The sequence below is a fragment of the Stenotrophomonas sp. YJH_SMC_6 genome, from assembly GCF_059371335.1.
Genome location: NZ_JCAFUM010000009.1, coordinates 198,180 through 217,572 on the forward strand (window position 1 = coordinate 198,180; position 19,393 = coordinate 217,572).

Consider the following 19,393-nt stretch of genomic DNA (forward strand, 5'->3'; position numbering starts at 1 on the left):
CACCTACCAGGGCAAAGACCAGCTGCTGTAGATCCACACCATGCGTGGATGCATGCGTCAGTGCCAACCAAGGTTGGCACCTACCAGGGCGGTGGCCGCAGAACCCGGGGCATTACGCCCCGGATTCGTCCGGCTTCACCCGGAACCATGCCGCGTACAACGCCGGCAGGAACACCAGGGTCAGCACCGTGCCGACGATCAGGCCGCCCATGATCGAGATCGCCATCGAGCCGTAGAACGCGCTGCGCGACAGCGGAATCATCGCCAGCACGGCGGCAAGCGCGGTCAGCACGATCGGGCGGAAGCGGCGCACGGTGGCGTCGATGATCGAATGCCAGCGGTCATGCCCGGCATCGATGTCCTGCTGGATCTGGTCGATCAGGATCACCGAGTTGCGCATGATCATGCCGGCCAGCGCGATCGTGCCCAGCAGTGCCACGAAGCCGAACGGCGCGCGGAACAGCAGCAGGAACAACGTCGCGCCGATGATGCCCAGCGGCGCGGTCACCAGCACCATCGCCGCACGCGAGAAGCTGCGCAGCTGCAGCATCAGCAGCGTGGCCACCACCACCAGGAACAGCGGCATGCCGGCCTTGATCGAATTCTGGCCACGTGCCGAATCCTCCACGGTACCGCCGGTTTCCAGCAGGTAACCGTTCGGCAGCTCGGCACGGATGCCATCCAGCGTCGGCAGGATCTGATGCACCACGTCCAGCGGCTGCATGCCATCGCTGATGTCGGCACGCACGGTCACCGTCGGCAGGCGGTTGCGGTGCCAGATGATGCCGTCCTCGAAGCCGTACTCCATCGTCGCCACCTGCGACAGCGTGATGCTGCCGCCGGTGGCGGTCGGCATCGACAGGCTGGACAGCAGCTCCAGCTGGTTGCGCTCATCGGCCGGGCCACGCAGCAGCATCTCGATCTGGCGGTTGCCCTCGCGGTACACGCTCACCGACTGCCCGGCCAGCGAACTGGACAGGAACTGGCTGACCTGGGCACTGCTCACGCCCAGCGCCCGCGCACGCTCCTGGTCGATCACCAGCCGCACCACCTTGCTCGGCTCGCTCCAGTCCAGGTTGACGTTCATCACGTGCGGGTTCTCGCGCACCTTGGCCTCGACCTGGCGCGCGATCGCCTGCACCTTCTCGATGTGCTCGCCGGAAATGCGCATCTGCACCGGATAGCCGACCGGCGGGCCGTTCTCCAGGCGGGTCACGCGCATCTGCACGTCCGGGAACTTCGGAATCACCTCGTGCAGCAGCCAGTCACGGGTGCTTTCGCGCGCCTTGATGTCCTTGGCCAGCACCACGAACTGGGCGAAGTTGGTGGCCGGCAGCTGCTGGTCCAGCGGCAGGTAGAAGCGCGGCGAACCGGTGCCCACGTAGGACACGTAGTTGGCGATGCCCTCGCGGCTGGACAGCAGCTTCTCCAGCTTCTCGGCCTGGGCCTGGGTCGAGCGCAGCGATGCGCCCTCGGCCAGCTCGATGTCCACCATCAGTTCCGGCCGGGTCGAATCCGGGAAGAACTGCTGCGGCACGAAGCGGAACATCATCAGCGAGAACACGAACAGGGCAATGGTCGCGGCAATCACCCACCAGCGGTGGCGCAGGCAGCCATCGAGGAAGCGACGGAAGCTGCGGTAGAACGGGCGCTGGTACGGATCGTGGTCGTGCCCGTGCTGCGGCGGCGCGATCAGGTTGGCCAGCGCCGGATAACGATCGGCCCACTGCTGGCGCTTGGCGTGCCAGCGCGCGGACACGCTGCCCGGCTTCGGCGGCTGCGGATTGAACAGGTCCGGCAGCATCTTGTCGCCCAGGTACGGGATGAACAGCACCGCCGCGATCCACGACACCACCAGCGCGATGGTCACCACCTGGAACAGCGAACGCGTGTACTCACCGGTGCTCGAGGCCGCCGTAGCGATGGGCAGGAAGCCGGCCGCCGTGATCAGCGTGCCGGTCAGCATCGGGAACGCGGTGGATTCCCAGGCGAAACTGGCCGCGCGCAGGCGGTCGTAACCCTGCTCCATCTTGGTGGCCATCATCTCCACCGCGATGATCGCATCGTCCACCAGCAGGCCCAGCGCCAGCACCAGTGCACCCAGCGAAATCTTGTGCAGGCCGATGTCGAAGTAGTGCATGACGAAGAAGGTCATCGCCAGCACCAGTGGAATGGTCACGCCCACCACCAGGCCCGTGCGCAGGCCCAGCGAGAAGAAACTGACCAGCAGCACGATCACCACCGCTTCGGTCAGCACCTGCACGAACTCGCCGACCGACTCTTCCACCGACTGCGGCTGGTCGGACACCTTGCGCAGCTGCATGCCCGCCGGCAGGGTCTTCTGCAGGCGCTCGAACTCGGCATCGAGATTGGCGCCGAGCTTGAGGATGTCACCGCCATCCTTCATCGCCACTGCCAGGCCGATGGCCTCTTCACCCATGAAGCGCATCTTCGGCGACGCCGGATCGGCGAAGCCACGCTTGACCTCGGCGATGTCGCCCAGGTGCACGGTGCGGTCACCGGCGCGGATCGGGAACTGGCGGATCGCTTCGATGTCGTTGAACTGGCCGGTCACGCGCAGCTGCACGCGGTCGGTGGCGGTCTCGAAGAAGCTGGTGCCGGTGACCGCATTCTGGTCGGCCAGCGCCTGCTGTACCTGCTGCATCGACACACCCAGCGTGGCCAGGCGGGTGTTGGACAGCTCGATCCACACCTTCTCGTCCTGCAGGCCGACCAGGTCGATCTTGCCGACATCGGGCACGCGCTGCAGTTCCAGCTGGATGCGGTCGGCGTAGTCGCGCATCACCGCGTAGTCGAAGCCCTTGCCGGTCAACGCATAGATGTTGCCGTAGGTGTCGCCGAACTCATCGTTGAAGAACGGCCCGACGATCTCGCGCGGCAGCGTCGCACGGATGTCGCCCACGCGCTTGCGCACCTGGTACCACAGGTCCGGGATCTGCCTGGAACGCAGGCTGTCGCGGGCCATGAAGATGACCTGCGATTCGCCGGGGCGCGAATAGGAGCGGATGAACTCGTACTCGCCGGTGTTCATCAGCGCCTTCTCGATCGGCTCGGTCACCTGCCGCGAGACCTGTTCGGCGGTGGCGCCCGGCCACAGCGTGCGCACCACCATCGCCTTGAAGGTGAATGGTGGATCCTCGGACTGGCCCAGATGCTTGTACGACCACGCGCCGATCAAGGCGAAGGCGAGCATCGCAAACAGCACCAGCGGGCGATTGGCCAGCGCCCACTCGGAAAGATTGAAGCGGCGCACCGGCTTACTCCTTGGCCTTGGCGGCAGCGGCCGGCGCGGCCGGCTTCAGCACCGGGCGGTTCTGCCGGTCCACGGCGATCACCGGCTGGCCCGCTCGCAGCAGGTGGCCACCGGCGGCAACCACCCAGTCACCCGCGTTCACGCCGGACAGCACCGGCACGGTCTCGCTGCCAAACGCACCGGTGGTGACCGGGGCGGCCTTCAGCGTGCTGTTGGCCGGATCGACCACCCACACGCTGGCGGCACCGTTGGCACCGCGCTGCAGCGCGCCCAGCGGCAGCTGCAGGGTACCGTGGCGACCGGCGCTGCTGTAGACGCGTGCGCTCTGGCCCAGTTCGACATCGGCCAGCGCATCGGCGGCCAGGCTGACGCGGGTGGCATAGGTGCGTGCCTGCGGATCGGCGGCGGCGGCGATCTCGCGGATCGTACCGGGCAGGCGCTGGCCCGGGCGGTTCCACAGTTCCACCTCGACCGGCTGGCCGACCGCGTAGTCGCGGATGGTCGCCTCGGGCAGGTCGATCAGCACCTCGCGGCCGCCATCGGCGGCCAGGTTGAAGATGGTCTGGCCGGCGGACACCACCTGCCCGGCTTCGGCCTCGCGGCTGGCGATCACGCCATCGGCCGGCGCGCGCAGCTGCGCGTAGTCGGCCTGGTTGCGCAGCACATCGAGGTTGGCGCGGGCCGCATTGGCCTGGCCCTGCGCGGCCTTGAACGCCGCGGACTGCTGGTCCAGCTGCGAGCGGCTGACCAGTTGCTGGTCGGCCAGCACCTGGTAGCGCTTCAGGTCATCGCGGGCACGCACCAGGTCGGCCTCGGCCGCAGCCAGCTGCGCCTGTGAGGCACGGGCCTGCAGCGCGAAGTCAGCCACGTCCAGTTCGGCCAGCACGTCGCCCTTCTTCACCCGCTGGCCGGCATCGACGTGGCGCTTGACCAGGTTGCCTCCGACGCGGAACGACAGCGGGCTTTCCTGACGGGCACGCACCGTGCCCGGGAATGCCGCCGGCGCCTGTCCGGCCTGTTCGCCGGGGTGAACCACCAGTACCGGCACGGCCGCCTGCGGCGCCTGTTCCTGTCCCGAACAGGCTGCCAGCGCAGCCACCCACACCATACCGCCCATCCAGCGCACGATCTTCATCGGTCAACGTCCTGAAAACGCAGGGTTGCAACAAGGGGGAGCCGCGACTGCCGGCCCAATTTAATAAACCGGCCGGTATAGTATAAATATCGAACCGCTTGGTCTAGTATTGTTGCGATGAGTTCTTCCACTTCCCGCAAGCCGTCGGCCAAGCCCGCTGCCAAGGCCGCCGGACCCGGGCGCCCCAAGGATCTGGGCAAGCGCGCGGCGATCCTTGAAGCAGCCAAGGTACTGTTCATCGAACAGGGGTATACCGGCGTGAGCCTGGACGCCATTGCCGCCCAGGCCGGCGTCTCTAAGCTGACCGTGTACAGCCACTTCGGCGACAAGGAGACCCTGTTCTCCGAGGCCGTGCAGTCAAAGTGCATTGAAATGCTGCCCGATGCCCTGTTCGTGGCCGACGCGGACGGCCCGCTGCGCGACCAGCTGATCGGCATCGGCCTGGCCTTCTTCGAACTGATCACTTCCGATGCGGCGATCTCGATCCAGCGCATGATGATGGCGCCGGAGACCGACGAACGCCTGCGCGAGCTGTTCTGGAAGGCAGGACCGGAACGTACCTGCGAGGCCCTGGCTGACTTCCTGCGGGCACGCGCCGAGCGCGGCGAGCTGGAAATCACCGACTATTCGCTCGCTGGCGAGCAGTTCCTGACCCTGGTCAAGGGCGAAGTGCACATGCATATGATGTGTGGCATGCCACTGTCACCGGTGGAGTGCGACCCTCTTGCCCACGTGACCGCCAGCATCGACTTCTTCCTGCGCGCCTATGCGCCGCGAGGGGCCGGGACGGCTGAATAACCAAAACTGAACGAACCGGAGGTCGCGATGACTTCCGGCACTGCGACCCCGGCCACCCGGCAGCTGATGCTCTGGGCGCGCCGCCGGCCTCCGGCACCGGTAAAATGGCCGGCCCACTGCGCTGGATTTGAACCTCATGACGATTGATTACGCCCACGCCCGCGAACTGATGGTGGAACAGCAGATCCGTCCCTGGGACGTGCTGGACATCAAGGTGCTCGACGTCCTGGCCCGCCTGCCGCGCGAGGCTTTTGTCGCCGATGCACACCGGGCGCTGGCCTACGCCGATGTCGAACTGCCGATCGGCCACGGCCAGAAGATGATGAAGCCGGTCATCGAGGGCCGTACCCTGCAGGCACTGGATCTGCAGCCGGGTGACGAAGTGCTGGAAATCGGCACCGGCAGCGGCTTCCTGTCCGCCTGCATCGGCGCGCTCGCGCGCGACGTGCTGAGCCTGGAGATCGACCCGGAGCTGGCCACCGCCGCGCGTGCCCGCCTGGACGCCTCCGGCCTGGGCACCAACGTCCGCGTGGAAGTGGCTGACGCCCTGTCCTGGCAGACCGAACGCCGCTTTGACGTGATCTGTGTCACTGGTGCGGTCGACGTGGTGCCGTCACAGTTCGCCTCGTGGCTGCGTCCGGGTGGTCGCCTGTTCGTGATCCACGGCCGCTCGCCGGCGATGGAGGCCCTGCTGGTCAAGGCCGACGGCAGCACCGAGTCCCTGTTCGAGACCGATATCGATTACCTGCGCGGTGCCGCCCCGGCACCCCAGTTCCACCTCTGAGTCCAAGGAAGCCGCAATGATCCGCCGATCCCTCGCTGTTGCGCTGGCCACTGCCCTGCTGCCGTTGTCTGCCCATGCCGCCGACCTGCTGCAGGTCTACGAAATGGCGCGCAACGGCGATCCGCAGCTGTCCGCCGCCGAATCGACCCGGCTGGTCGACAAGGAAGGCGCCGTGCAGGCGCGCGCCGCCCTGCTGCCGCAGATCAACGGCCAGGCCACGCTGAACCGCACGCGCAGCGAGCCGAACGCCGACATCAACTCCGGCTCGTTCACCAACAAGCGCCGCAATTACACGATCGATGGCAGCCAGACGCTGTTCAACTGGACCCAGATCAACAACCTGCGTTCGCAGCGTGAGCTGAGCAAGGCGGCGGACTTCACCCTCGAATCTGCCAACGACAGCCTGATCGTGCGCACCTCGGCGGCCTACTTCAACGTGCTGGTGGCGATCGAATCGCTGAACGCCGCACAGACCAATGAAGCGGCTGCGAAGAAGCAGTTCGACTTCGCCGACAAGCGCCTGGAAGTGGGCCTGGCGCCGATCACCGACGTGCACGAAGCACGCGCCCAGTACGACCAGGCGCGTGCCAACACCATCGTTGCGCAGAACACCCTGGCCGATAACTACCAGGCCCTGACCGAACTGACCGGCCAGCCGGTGGTCAACCTGCGCGGCCTGCCGGCCGACTTCCGTCCGGAAGTGCCGGCCAACCGTGGCAACATCGATGAGCTGGTGCACCAGGCCACCACCCAGAATCCGGCGCTGAAGGCGCAGGAACTGAAGGTGAGCGCCGCCGAAGCCGGCGTGCAGGCCGCGCGTGGTGGCCACTACCCGACCCTGTCGCTGGGCGGCAGCTGGGGCAAGACCGCGACCTGGGGCGACAGCACCGGCTCCGGCTCGCTGTCCCCCGATGCCCGCACCAACAGCATCGGCCTGACCCTGAACGTGCCGATCTTCGCCGGCGGCGCTACCCAGTCCGGCGTGCGCCAGGCGCTGGCCCAGCGTGACATTGCCCAAGACGGCTACGAGCAGCAGAAGCGTGCCCTGGACCGAAACACCCGCAATGCCTACCAGACCCTGGTACAGGGCATCAGCGAAGTGGAAGCCCGCCGCCTGGCGGTGGTCTCGGCACAGAGCGCCTATGACGCCTCGCAGGTCGGCCTGGAAGTCGGTACCCGTACCGTGCTGGACGTGATCCAGAACCAGCGCATCCTGTTCTCGGCGCAGCTGGACTACGCCCAGGCCCGTTACACCTTCCTGCAGAACCGCCTGCTGCTGAGCCAGTCGCTGGGTGCGCTGGACGTGGCCGAGCTGCAGGACGTCAACCGCCTGCTGACCCAGGACGCGGGCAACCCGGCAACCACCACGCACTGAGTCGTCAGCCTGCCGGTCACGAAGAAGCCACCCGCGAGGGTGGCTTTTTTGTTGGTCGCGCGGACGGAAGCATGCACCCACCGACCGTCAGCCGGGCCAGACCCGCATCCGTTCGACTGCGGCCAGCAGACACAGTGCGATGGTGACGGGAGCCAGCACCGGCAGGGCACGTGACCGCGGTGCCCGTCCGCGCAGCACGGCCACGCACACGGCCCCCATCACCAACAGGGTTGCCGGACCAGGCAGTACCGGCAGGCTGCCCATGGGCGCCCACAACGCCAGCAATGCCGCCGACAGGACGACGGCAACCGGCACCAGTCTCTCCCGGAACTCCAGGGATTGGTCACCTGCCGTCGGCCACAGCTGCATCGCCACCCGCGCAGCCAACATCAGCAGCACCAGGATGAGCGCCACCAACCCTGCCACTCCCGCCAGCGGCAGCAAGGGCATCACCCAGTACAACTGCGGGTGATGCTGCAGGGCGACCGACAAAGGCCGCGTGCTGGCCAGGGCCGGAAATTCGACCAGGCCAGCCTGCAACGCGGCCAGTACGATCAGCAGCACCATGGCCAGCAGCACGCACGCCGGCAGCAGCGGCGGCCGTGCCCTCGCCTGCCTGCCGATGCCAGGAAATCCCAGCGCCAGGCCAACGGTGGCGAACACACCGTACAGCGGCACGCTCGCCGCCAGTACACCGCCGATCCCGAAGCGATAGGGTGCCGTTGCTGGCGGCAGCCATGGAATCCAGTACGCGTAGTGCACATGGCGGGCTGCCAGCACCAGCAACAGCAGGCCGGCGCCGACCTTCACCGTCAGCAGCACGCAGGCAACCAGCACCACACGGTGTGGCCGCAGCAATCCGACCACTGCAAGCAACAGCAGGCTGGCAGCAGCCGTCAGTTGACCCGGCATCCCGTTGCTGGCCTCGATTCCACAACCAGCCAGCAGTACATGCAGATGGTTGGCGACGGACTGCGCAACGCCAGCGGCAGTCACCACCAGTTCCAGCAGCAGCGCGCCACCGAGCAGAACGGCCGGCACGCCTCCCCAGCAGTCCCGCACCACGCCATGCAGGCCATCGGCAGCGGGCCTTTGCTGGTTCAGAACGTGCAGGCAGTACAGCAGCGGCCCTGTGCCCAGCGCGGCCAGCAGCAGGCTCAGGACGATGGCCGGGCCTGCCTGGGCTGCGGTGTGCTGGCCGACCAGCGCGACCACGCCGCCTCCCAGCAGCAAGGTCAGTGCCACCACCACAAGGCGATCGCCGTACCCGGGCTCATCGATGCCGGGGCTGCTGTCGCTGTCCATCGCAAGTTCCCTTGATATCCGCCCAAGCGCGGTCGACAGCAGACTGACAGCCTGTGCCGGGAGGCGGTATCGGAATACGCGCCATGCGCATCACGATGTGACGGCAGGCACGTTGGCAAGGAAGCTCACGGTCCCGCTACGACAGATTCCAGGTCGCTAAGCAGAATTGACGCGGTCTTTCACGACAGTCACGTCGCGTGCGCCGGCCCTTCGGACTCAGCGGCAAGGTGGCGGCAGATGCGGTCCGACCAGCGCCAGCGTACGCTGCAGGGCACCGCGTCCGTTGCTGATCAGCGTGCAGCCTGCCCGCGCCATGTCCTCGCGTGCCTGCGGATCTTCGAGCAGGTGCTGCAGCAGTTCGCCGACCGCCTGCACGTCTTCGCCGATCAACAGCGCGCCCGCCTCGCGCATGCGGCGGGAAATTTCCGAGAAGTTGTGCAGGTGCGGGCCCGTCACCGCAGCGGTGCCCATCGCCGCCGGCTCCAGCAGGTTGTGGCCACCGATCGGCTGCAGGCTTCCACCGACAAACGCCACCTGCGCGCAGGCATAGAACGGCATCAGCTCGCCCAGGGTATCGATGACGAACACATCGGTTCCAACCTCCGGCCACTGCTTCGCGCGCCGGGTTGCCACGTTCCAGCCCTGCTCCCGCGCCAGCGCCTCCACCTTCGGGAAGCGCTCGGGATGCCGGGGCGCCCACAGCAGCAACAGGTCGGGGTGCTGCCGGCGCAGGCGCCGATGCAGATCGATCACCGCCTGTTCTTCACCATCATGGGTACTGGCGGCGATCCACACCGGCCGCCGGGCCGGCACGCGGGCATGGAACTGCTCGACGAAGCCCTGCACGTCCGGCGTAGTGATGTCGAACTTCAGGTTGCCCAGCGCCTGCACCTGCTCCGGCGCGGCACCCAGCTGCACGAAACGCTCGGCATCGCCCTGCGACTGCGCGGCCACGCAGGTGACCGTGCGCAGCGCGCGGCGGATCAACGCCGCCAGCAGCCGGTAGCCCCGCAGCGAACGTGCCGAGAGGCGCGCGTTGAGGATGTAGACCGGAATGCCACGGTCACGGCAGCCGAACAGCATGTTCGGCCACAGTTCGGTTTCCAGGATCAGCGCCAGGCTGGGCTGGAAGTGGCCGAGGAAGCGGTTGACGCTGCCGGGCACGTCATACGGCAGGTAGACGTGGTCCAGGGCGTCGCCCCACAGCGCACGCACGCGCTCGGAGCCGGTCGGGGTGATGGTGGTGATGACCCAGCGGATGTCCGGGCGCTCTTTGCGCAGCGCGTTCACCAGCGGCGCAGCGGCATTGACTTCGCCCACCGAGACCGCGTGCAGCCAGACCCGCGGTTGGCCGGTGGGCTGCGGATAGGAGGCATAGCGCTCATCCCAGCGCCGGAAGTATTCACGGACCCGGAAGCCGCGCCAGACCAGGTGGTACACGGTGATCGGCAGCAGGATGTAGAGCACGACCGAGTACAGGCCGCGCAGGATCCATTCGACAGGGTCTTTACGCATGCGGCAAGGATACGGGAGCCCCCCGGGAAAGACACGCGGCCGCCTTGGTAGAATGGGCCAATGTCCGATGCCACCACCGCCGTCCGCCCGTCGCTGCGCGATCCCCGCAACTGGCCGATGTTCGCCGCCATGCTGGGCGCCTTCGCCATCGCCCGCCTGCCGTGGATGCTGCAGCGGGCGCTGGGCCGGGGCGTCGGCTGGATCACCTGGCGCCTGCTGGGCAGCCGTCGCCGCGCCGCCGAGGTCAACCTGCAGCTGTGCTTCCCCGAGAAGGACGAGGCCTGGCGCCAGCGCCTGGTGCGCGACAGCTTCGATGCCCTGGGTGTGGGCGTGTTCGAGTGCATCCGCGCCTGGTGGGGCAGCATCGACAGCATCCGCCCGCAGGTGCAGATCGAAGGACTGGAACATCTGCGGCAGATGCAGGCGGAAGGTCGTGGCGTGCTGCTGGTGTCCGGCCATTTCATGACCCTGGAAATGTGCGGGCGCCTGCTGTGCGACTACGTTGATCTTTCAGGCATGTACCGCAAGCACAAGAACCCGGTGTACGAGTGGGCGGTGAAGTTCGGCCGCCTGCGCTACGCCAAGGCAATGTTCGCCAATGAGGACATCCGCACCACCGTGCGCCACCTGAAGAAGGGCGGCTTCCTCTGGTACGCGCCCGACCAGGACATGCGCGGCAAGGACACCGTGTTCGTGCCGTTCTTCGGCCACACCGCTTCGACCATCACTGCCACCCACCAGCTGGCGCGGATGACCGGCTGTGCGGTGATCCCGTATTTCCATCGCCGCGAAGGCGGGAAGTACTTCCTGAAGATCGGCGCGCCACTGGAGAATTTCCCCAGCGACGACGTGGAAGCCGATACCACGCGGGTCAACCAGGCCATCGAAGAGATGGTGCGCGAGGCACCCGACCAGTACCTGTGGATCCACCGCCGCTTCAAGCGCCAGCCAGGCGGGCGGAGCGATTTCTACAAGTAGATCCACGCCATGCGCGGATGCTTTTCGATTCCGTGCCGGGATTCACAACGGCCAGCGGCACCAGGCGTACCGGTACTCCCCCACCACGCACGCCAAGCCCGCACGGACCGGATTGGCCAGGATGTACATCGCCTTCTCGTGAAGTGATTCGTCGGTCCGCACTGCATGGTCGTGATAGCCGCGCTGCCACTGCGCAGTTCCATCAGCCAGTGCAGATGGTCGGGCATCACCACCCAGGCGAGATTGTGGCCGAAGCCCCTACGCTCGACGAAGCGCAGGGTGTCGATCAGGATCGCCATGTTCGCCGCATCGGCGAACAACGGTTCACGGCCAAGGGTTGCCGTGGTCAATGAGTACACGTTGCCGGATCGGGAATATCGACCGTAGCGGAGTCCTGGGCTGGCCATGCCTCGAGCGTGCGATACGCATGGAAACACCGGTAGGGGTGGGTTACCTGTGTTTGCGTCGGGAAAGCTCCATCCACGCATGGCGTGGATCCACCACAGCAATCTCCGTTCGGTACGCGCAGTAGAGCCACGCCATGCTGGATGGACGATCACACCGCCGTCGGCGTGTCGTCCGCGTCGCGCGCCAGCAGGCTGCCGGCGAACAGCGCGGCCAGCAATACGGTCAGGCCACCCCAGAAAGCCGAATAGAACGCCAGATGGGTGTTCAGCGGGAACACGGTCACCGCCAGCGCCAGCATCGCCGGACGCGCGCGTTCGCGGGCCATTGCCGGCGCGTAGCGCCATGCGCGCCAGGCCTGGGCCACGGCCGCCAGCCACAGCAACAGACCAATCACTCCAGTCTCTGCGAGGATTTCCAGCACGATCTGATGGGCATGAAGCGCCGGGGCATTGCCCCACACGGCCGGCCCTTCCTCCGCCACGCAAGCGGGATAGGCATCGCGGAAACCACGTGCACCCACGCCATTGATCGGGTGCTCTTCAATCATGCAGGCGGCGGCTTCCCAGATCCGCGCGCGCCCTGACAGGGCCTCGTCGACACCACGCTCACCCCCATCCAGGGCCATGGCCGTTCGCGCGAAGCGCTCGCGCAGCTGCGGCACGCTGACGGTCAGCGCACCGGCGCCGAGCACCGCCACCAGCGCCAGCGCGGCCAGCCGTTTCCAGCCGAACTGGCGCACGCCGCTGTAGGCCAGCACCAGCGCGAAGGTGATCCACGAGGCGCGCGAACCGGCCAACAGCAGCACGCTGCCCAGCGCTGCCGCAGCCAGCAGCCAGCCCGTATTGCCAAAGCGCCGCGCGGCGGGCAGCAGCAGAAACGGCGACAGGCTGGCCAGCACCTGGCCGAACTTCAGGTTGCACGGTCCCAGTGCGCCACTGAGGCGATCTGCCAGTGCGGCCTCGTCGGCCGGGCACAGTGCGTGGCCACTGACCGCCAGCTTCAGGTGTTCCAGCGACCAGAACCAGGGGCTGGTGCCGGCCACCGCCTGCACCAGTGCATCCAGCGTCCATGCGCCGGTGATCAGTGCCAGCCCCGCGAAGGTCAGCCGCCGCCGCTCCGGCGTAGCCACCGCGATCGCCACCAGCCACATGAAGGGCAGATAGCGCAGGCCCGCAGCAGCCTTGGTCCACGAGGCCGCCGGATCGATCGCATCGAATGCGGAGAATGCCTGCGGCAGCCAGTAACCAAGGAACAGGATCGAAGTCAGTGCCCAGGCCGCCGTGCTCAACAGATGCGGGCGGCGCTGCAGGCGGCGCGTCACCATGCGCACCGCCGCGTACAGCGCGCCCAGGCCCAACACGGTTTCGGCGATGCCTGGCAACGGCCACATCGCCACGTACGCCAGCACCCACCAGGGCGCCCAGCGCCCGGCGCGGTCGTCGCGCACGATGACGGCGGGGTCAGCCGGCGAGGTCGGCATAGAGGCGGAGGGTATCGCGCTGCATGGCCTGCAGGGTAAACGGGATGCGGGCCGGCAAGGACGGGGGCTGGGCCAGCAGGGCCAGCGCACGTTCACCCAATGCCCGCGCATCGCCGAGCGGCACGGCACCTGCGGGTTGCAGCTGCCGAAGCAGCTCACCGACGCCGCCATGGTCCCAACCCAGCACCGGCCGGCCCACCGACAACGCCTCGACCACGGTGCGGCCGAACGCTTCGGGCTTGTCCGACAGCTGCAGTACCAGGTCGCTGGCCGCGTAGGCCTGGGCGATGCGTGCGGTCGGCGTGCTGATGTGCACGGCCTCGGCCACGCCGAGCGCGGCCGCCTGCCGGCGCAGGTCGGCGACGTAGGCTTCACGGCCGGGTTCATCGGTGCCCAGCATCCACAACTGTGCCGGCACGCCGGCGGCGCGCATATCCGCCAGCAGCTGCAATGCGTATGCGTGGCCCTTCAGGCGGGTGCCACGCCCCGGCAACAGCAGCAAGGGGCCTTCAACCTGCGCCAGCCGTGGGTACTCTGCCGCAAGCGCCATCCGCGGACGGCGATCGGCACGCGCCACGCGCGGGAACTGGGCCACATCGACGCCACGCGGAATCACCTGCAATGCCTGTTCGGGCACGGTCGGGTAGTGGCGCTGCACGTAATCGCGCACGGTGTTGGACACGCAGATCACGCGTTCGCCGCTGGTCATCACCGCGCTGTAGCGGCTGGGCGAGTTCAGCCCATGCACGGTGGTCACCCAGTGCGGGCGTTGCGCGGCAGGCAGGGCACGGATTGCGTACAGGCCCAGCCAGGCCGGCAGCCGCGAGCGGGCATGCACGATATCCGCACCAACCTCGGCAAACAAGCGACGCAGGGTCGGTAAGTGGCGCAGGGTCAGCAGCGACTTGCGGCCGATGTCCAGTGTGAGGTGCTCGGCACCGCTGTCGAGCAGCGGCTGCACCAGGCGGCCACCGGCGGAAACCACCAGCGCGCGATGGCCGGCGGCGACCAGGGCCGCAGCGATTTCCAGGGTCGAGCGCTCGACGCCGCCGGAGTGCAGCGCCGGCAGCAACTGCACCACGGTCAATCGGCGCATCGAAGGGGCGGCCGCTTAGTCGGCCAGCACGAACACGGAACCGCAGTACGGGCACTGCGCTTCGCCATTGGGCTCGTCTTCGATCGGCAGGTACACGCGCGGATGCGAGTTCCACAGCGCCATTTCCGGGGTCGGGCAGCTCAGCGGCAGATCGCTGCGGTGCACGGTGTAGCGCTTCTCGGCGTTGGCGGGCGCAGTGGCGGTATGGCTCATGGCGGATGTCGATGAACGGGTTACGAGGCCTGTGATTCTAGCATCCAGGCCGCCCCGACATTGCGCCGCAACGGGTGTTTGCGCGTACCGGGCCGATTCCCTGCGACCTTGCATGCCACTTCGGGATGAGGTGCCGGCGGGAATGCCCGACCGATCCTGCAGATTCACCCCGGGAAACCACCGACAACGATATTTACCGCATTTGGATCGAACTAAATGGCACTTGTCAGGTTGCCACGGCTGTTGCAGGATCGGGCCAGGTCGTGAACCGGCCTACCCCAATCCGACCCGATCGCATGGCCCGCCCCCACCGGACCGGCATCGCCTCTTCCACTGCCATCGCGGCGGGCGGAGCGATGCTGTCCGTGGTGTCCGCCGATGCGGGTTCTGCCCGCCGCCAGCCCTTCCGGGAGACCCTTGCATGACCCTGTCCGATCCACGCCGCGCCCTGCTTCCGCTCGCCCTGGCCCTGGCCTGTGCGACTACCGCGATGCCGGTGCTGGCACAGGGACTGCAGAGCTCGTTCGAGCCGGGCCAGCCGGCTCCGGCACCGGCCGCAGGCGCATTGCAGGTCACGATCGGCAATGGCCCTGCGGCGCCCTACGCCGCCAAGCGCAATGTCGGCTACGGCGGCCTGCACGCACTGCGCTACAGCAGTGAAGGTGGCAATGTGCGGCGCGAACTGTTCAAGGCGGACGTGACCATCGAGGCCGATACCACCCTGTCGTGGTTGGTGCTGCCGGAGATCGTCGGCAAGGACACCGTGGCGTCAACCTATGTGTCTCTGGACCTGCTGCTGGACGATGGCAGTCGGGTTTCGGCCGGCGCTGCGCGTGACCAGCATGGGGTGGCCCTCGGCGCCCGCGCGCAGGGCGACTCGAAGACGCTGTACCCGCAGCAATGGGCGCGCAAGGCGGTGCGGCTGGGCGATGTGCCCGCGCTGAAGGGCCGCCGCGTGGTGGCGATCGAACTGGAGGTGGCCAGTGCCGACGGCGCACCGGTCTCCGGCTGGATTGATGACGTTCGCCTGGACACAGTGCCACGGCAGCAGCCAGCGCGCGTCTCCGACTGGGTGCTGACCACCCGCGGTACCCAGGCCAACGGCACCTTCTCGCGTGGCAACAATTTCCCGGCCACGGCGGTGCCGCACGGGTTCAACTTCTGGACCCCGGTCACCGATGCCGGTGTGCTGAACTGGCTGTACCGCTGGAACGAGCAGAACGACGCGCAGAACCGTCCGCAGCTGCAGGCGCTTGCGCTGAGCCACCAACCCAGCCCGTGGATGGGCGACCGCCAGACCTTCCAGGTGATGCCATCGGCCAGTCGTGGCGTGCCGGAGGCTGACCGCCGCAAGCGTGCCCTGTCGTTCGACCGCAGCCATGAAAGCGCCCGCCCTTACCGCTACGACGTGCGCTTCGACAACGGCGTCGCGGCATCGATCGCGCCGACCGACCATGCCGCGCTGTTCCGCTTTGACTTCCCGGAGGACGGCGACGCCAACCTGCTGTTCGACAACGTCGATGCCCGCGGTGGCCTGACTCTGGACGCCGCCACGCAGACGCTGTCCGGCTACACCGACACCCGCAGCGGCCTGTCCAACGGTGCCAGCCGCATGTACGTGGTGGCCAGCTTCGACAAGCCGTGGCGCAGCAGTGGGCGCCTCAGCACCGGCCGCCCGACCGGCTACATCAAGTTCGATGCCGGCAGCGACCGGCGGGTGACCATGCGCATCGCCACTTCGCTGATCTCGGTGGAGCAGGCACGACACAACCTGGCGCTGGAAATCACCGCCACCGATACGCTGGAGAGCGTGGCCGGCCGTGCGCAGGATGCATGGGACGCACGCCTGGCCCGCTTCGACATCGGCGATGCCAGCGACGACCAGAAGACCACGCTGTATTCCAGCCTGTACCGGCTGTTCCTGTACCCGAATTCCGGCCATGAAAACGTGGGCAGCGCCGCCGCACCGGAGTGGCGCTACGCCAACCAGGCCAGCGCCAGCGATGACAACACCGATGGCAGCGCGACCCGCACCTTTGCCGCCGTGCGCGATGGCAAGGTGTTCGTCAACAATGGCTTCTGGGACACCTTCCGCACCACGTGGCCGGCCTACGCGCTGTTCACGCCCGACGATGCCGGGCAGATGGTGCAGGGTTTCATCGAGCAGTACCGCGCTGGCGGCTGGATCGCGCGCTGGTCGTCGCCTGGCTACGCGGACCTGATGGTCGGCACCAGCTCGGACGTGGCCTTCGCCGATGTGTGGCTGAAGGGCGTCGGCGGCTTCGATCCGGGCGAGGCCTACGCCGCCGCGCTGAAGAACGCGACCGTGGTACCACCCGACCGCCATGTCGGCCGCAAGGGCATGGACCGTTCGACCTTCCGGGGCTACGCCAGCGCCGACGTGCATGAGGGCATGTCGTGGACGATGGAAGGCGCACTCAATGACTTCGGCATCGCCAACATGGCCGATGCGCTGGCCAAGCGCGCGGCCACGCCGGCCGCACGCGAGCGCTACAGCACCGAAGCCGACTACTTCCGCCACCGCGCTGCCAGCTACGCGACGATGTTCGACCCTGCCGCCGGCTTCTTCCAGGGCCGCAAGGCGGATGGCCGCTGGCGCGTGGACGCCAAGGACTACGACCCGCGCGTGTGGGGCCACGATTACACCGAATCCAACGGCTGGACCTTCGCCTTCACTGCCGCCCATGACGGCGAAGGCCTGGCCGCGCTGTACGGTGGCCGCGACAAGCTGGCGGCGAAGCTGGATACCTTCTTCGCCACGCCGGAAACCGCAGACCCGGCACTGGCCGGCTCCTACGGCGGCACCATCCACGAGATGACCGAAGCGCGCGACGTGCGCATGGGCATGTACGCGCACAGCAACCAGCCGGCGCACCACATCCCGTGGATGTACCTGTATGCCGGGCAGCCGTGGAAGACCCAGCAGCACGTGCGCGAGATCCTGTCGCGGCTGTACGTCGGCAGCGAGATCGGCCAGGGCTATCCGGGCGATGAGGACAACGGCGAAACCTCGGCATGGTACGTGCTGGCCTCGCTGGGCCTGTACCCGCTTCGCATGGGCGCCCCGGAGTACGTGATCGGCTCGCCGGCCTTCGAACATGCACGCGTGGAGCTGCAGGGTGGCGCGGTGCTGACCGTGAACGCGGCCAACAACTCGCGCGAGAACGTCTACGTGCAGTCGCTGAAGATCAACGGCAAGCCGTGGACGAAGACCTGGGTGCCACACGACCTGATCGCCAAGGGCGCGACCCTCGACTTCGTGATGGGACCCCGTCCCTCGCGCTGGGGCAGCGGCGTGGACGATGTGCCGCGCTCGTTGACCGCGCGCGGCCAGCGCCCGCAGCTGCTGCACGACCTGCTCGGCAGCGGCGCGAAGGCGACGCTGGCCGATCGCCGCGCCCTGCCCGCACTGGTCGATGACGATGCGAGCACCACCGTGGGCCTGGGCGGCGGCGCAACCATCGCGCTGACCGGACTGAGCGACGGCACGCCGACGATGTACACGCTCACCAGCGGCGACGGCCGCATCCAGGGCGGTGAGTGGACGCTGGAGGCGCGCAACGGCGGCGGCAGCTGGACCGTGCTCGACCAGCGCAGCGGCGAAGACTTCGAATCCGCCCGCCAGACCCGGCCGTTCCGCATCGCCAGACCCGGCCGCTACAGCGAATACCGCCTGCGCCTGGCGGCACCGGCACGGCTGCCACTGGCGGAGATCGAACTGCTGGCGGCCGGCACCGTACAATGAGCCGCATGCGCTACCGTCTTCTGCCTCTGGCCCTTGTTGCCCTGTCCTTCTCAAGTTTCGGCCAGACCCAGGCGTTCGATACGCAGCTGACCCGCGACGGCGTGACGCTGAACTACCAGGACGCCCGTGGCGCCCTGGCCGCGCCGCAGCGCAAGCGGGTAATCGATACGTTCTTCTTCGCCTACCTGCGCGAACGCGCGGACTTCCACCCGGCCGCGCCGGCGATGGTGCGCATCGTGATCGATCCGGCCTACACCGGCATCGCCTTCGTCGGCGACAAGGACCAGGCAGCGACGATCACCATCAACCCAGGCTGGTTGGCGCAGCACCCGAACGACATCGACCTGGTCACCCATGAGGCGATGCACATCGTGCAGGGCTATCCAGGTTACGGCGATGCACGGGTGCCGGGCTGGCTGGTGGAAGGCATCGCCGACTACGCACGCGACCGCTACGGCATGGACAATGCCGCCGCAGGCTGGGTACTGCCGGGCAAGGTCGAGAAGGGGCAGAATTTCGACAGCGGCTACCGGGTGACCGGTGCGTTCCTGAAATGGGCCGAGGCCGAGTATCCCGGCCTGGTGCTGGCGCTGGACAAGGCCCTGCGCGACGGCCGCTATACGCCGGCGCTGTGGCAGAAGCACACCGGCAAGGCACTGCCGGCGCTGTGGACGCAGTACGCCAAGCCGCGTTCGGATGCACCGCCGCCGGCACCAGCGCGCCGCGGCAAGCGGCGCTGACTGGGCGATCAACTGGGTATTGCGGCGACTGGGTAGAGTCGACTGTTAGTCGACTGCCTTTCGTACAGCCCCCGAAAACCCCGCGCTTCGCGCGATAGTCGACCAACGGTCGACTCTACCTCGCTGCGTCTACGCCTCAGCGCGACTGCACGAAGCCGGCGTACAGCGCGAACAGCTGCTGGAAGTACCGCCGCGTCACTCGATTGCGCATGACACCCTCACCCGTGGAAAGTTGGTCGGGCCCAGGGTGGGAAGGCCGGTCCGGTCCCTTCCCACGGCCGGGCCGCGTGGGCGTATTGGGCCGCAACGGCGTTGCAGGGAGATGACCGGGCGGCGTAGCGCGTGTGGCAGCGTTGGGACCGGCGTTGGGACCGGTATCGGGACCGGTAGAGTCGACTGTTAGTTGTGTAAACCCACCACGTTGTTCAGCAGGACTCTGGAAATAGGTGGCTGGCCACCGATCCCCATGTGAGGGCGGTGCCAGTTGTAGTGGTGCAGCCATTGGGTCAGCACGGAATTGCGCTGG

General features: G+C 67.6%; 14 protein-coding genes and 1 pseudogene. 6 read left to right on the forward strand and 9 right to left on the reverse strand.

All coding sequences use genetic code 11. The features are described 5' to 3' along the window. Positions 1 to 112: 112 nt before the first annotated feature. Both AC5P9N_RS12340 and AC5P9N_RS12345 read right to left on the reverse strand, forming a co-directional pair. The gene (locus tag AC5P9N_RS12340) at positions 113 to 3,274 is read right to left on the reverse strand and encodes an efflux RND transporter permease subunit (RefSeq protein ID WP_099483932.1); all 3,162 of its coding nucleotides are present in this window, start codon (positions 3,272 to 3,274) and stop codon (positions 113 to 115) included. A 4-nt stretch (positions 3,275 to 3,278) separates the two neighbouring features. Beyond that, positions 3,279 to 4,409 carry an efflux RND transporter periplasmic adaptor subunit gene (locus AC5P9N_RS12345; RefSeq protein WP_012481207.1) on the reverse strand — a complete coding sequence of 377 codons (1,131 nt, stop codon included), beginning with the start codon at positions 4,407 to 4,409 and terminating at the stop codon, positions 3,279 to 3,281. A 117-nt stretch (positions 4,410 to 4,526) separates the two neighbouring features. On the opposite strand from AC5P9N_RS12345, the gene AC5P9N_RS12350 reads away from it, so the two are divergent. The 3 genes from AC5P9N_RS12350 (at position 4,527) to AC5P9N_RS12360 (ending at position 7,366) form a co-directional block, all read left to right on the forward strand. Then, positions 4,527 to 5,207, forward strand: coding sequence for a TetR/AcrR family transcriptional regulator (locus AC5P9N_RS12350; RefSeq protein WP_049440717.1), 681 nt, complete (start codon positions 4,527 to 4,529; stop codon positions 5,205 to 5,207). Between the two features lie 136 nt (positions 5,208 to 5,343). Next, positions 5,344 to 5,991: a protein-L-isoaspartate O-methyltransferase family protein gene (locus AC5P9N_RS12355; protein WP_005410960.1), complete on the forward strand. Its 648-nt coding sequence runs from the start codon at positions 5,344 to 5,346 to the stop codon at positions 5,989 to 5,991. 16 nt (positions 5,992 to 6,007) lie between these two features. Continuing rightward, on the forward strand, positions 6,008 to 7,366 hold the full coding sequence (locus AC5P9N_RS12360) for a TolC family outer membrane protein (protein ID WP_005410961.1): 1,359 nt from the start codon (positions 6,008 to 6,010) through the stop codon (positions 7,364 to 7,366). An 87-nt stretch (positions 7,367 to 7,453) separates the two neighbouring features. Here the strand turns inward: AC5P9N_RS12360 and AC5P9N_RS12365 are convergent, their stop codons facing one another. Next, complete coding sequence (locus tag AC5P9N_RS12365; protein ID WP_099483933.1) at positions 7,454 to 8,671, reverse strand: amino acid transporter; 1,218 nt, start codon at positions 8,669 to 8,671, stop codon at positions 7,454 to 7,456. A gap of 216 nt (positions 8,672 to 8,887) precedes the next feature. Next, positions 8,888 to 10,186: a lipid IV(A) 3-deoxy-D-manno-octulosonic acid transferase gene (gene waaA, locus AC5P9N_RS12370; protein ID WP_099483934.1), complete on the reverse strand. Its 1,299-nt coding sequence runs from the start codon at positions 10,184 to 10,186 to the stop codon at positions 8,888 to 8,890. A 60-nt stretch (positions 10,187 to 10,246) separates the two neighbouring features. Here waaA and AC5P9N_RS12375 point away from each other — a divergent pair, with 60 nt between their 5' ends. Beyond that, positions 10,247 to 11,164, forward strand: coding sequence for an LpxL/LpxP family Kdo(2)-lipid IV(A) lauroyl/palmitoleoyl acyltransferase (locus tag AC5P9N_RS12375; protein WP_099483935.1), 918 nt, complete (start codon positions 10,247 to 10,249; stop codon positions 11,162 to 11,164). A 42-nt stretch (positions 11,165 to 11,206) separates the two neighbouring features. Here the strand turns inward: AC5P9N_RS12375 and AC5P9N_RS12380 are convergent. The 4 genes and pseudogenes from AC5P9N_RS12380 to AC5P9N_RS12395 all read right to left on the reverse strand — a co-directional run bounded on the left by AC5P9N_RS12380 (position 11,207) and on the right by AC5P9N_RS12395 (position 14,361). Next, positions 11,207 to 11,571 (reverse strand): annotated as a pseudogene (locus AC5P9N_RS12380) (transposase). Between the two features lie 149 nt (positions 11,572 to 11,720). Then, entirely contained in the window at positions 11,721 to 13,052 is a 1,332-nt protein-coding gene (locus tag AC5P9N_RS12385; protein WP_099483936.1) for an O-antigen ligase family protein, read from the reverse strand. Then, the gene (locus AC5P9N_RS12390; RefSeq protein WP_099483937.1) at positions 13,033 to 14,148 is read right to left on the reverse strand and encodes a glycosyltransferase; all 1,116 of its coding nucleotides are present in this window, start codon (positions 14,146 to 14,148) and stop codon (positions 13,033 to 13,035) included. Before AC5P9N_RS12390 ends, AC5P9N_RS12385 begins: the two co-directional genes overlap by 20 nt. A gap of 15 nt (positions 14,149 to 14,163) precedes the next feature. Then, positions 14,164 to 14,361, reverse strand: a complete 198-nt coding sequence (locus AC5P9N_RS12395; protein WP_005410967.1) for a zinc-finger domain-containing protein — start codon at positions 14,359 to 14,361, stop codon at positions 14,164 to 14,166. Between the two features lie 421 nt (positions 14,362 to 14,782). On the opposite strand from AC5P9N_RS12395, the gene AC5P9N_RS12400 reads away from it, so the two are divergent. Together AC5P9N_RS12400 and AC5P9N_RS12405 are read left to right on the forward strand one after the other, a co-directional pair. Continuing rightward, entirely contained in the window at positions 14,783 to 18,127 is a 3,345-nt protein-coding gene (locus tag AC5P9N_RS12400) for a GH92 family glycosyl hydrolase (RefSeq protein ID WP_099483938.1), read from the forward strand. Beyond that, a complete protein-coding gene (locus AC5P9N_RS12405; protein WP_032966989.1) occupies positions 18,124 to 18,867 on the forward strand; it encodes a basic secretory protein-like protein in 744 nt (247 codons plus the stop codon). Before AC5P9N_RS12400 ends, AC5P9N_RS12405 begins: the two co-directional genes overlap by 4 nt. A gap of 399 nt (positions 18,868 to 19,266) precedes the next feature. Here the strand turns inward: AC5P9N_RS12405 and AC5P9N_RS12410 are convergent. Continuing rightward, positions 19,267 to 19,393: integrase core domain-containing protein (locus AC5P9N_RS12410; protein WP_146257439.1), on the reverse strand; the 127-nt coding region annotated here is incomplete at its 5' end.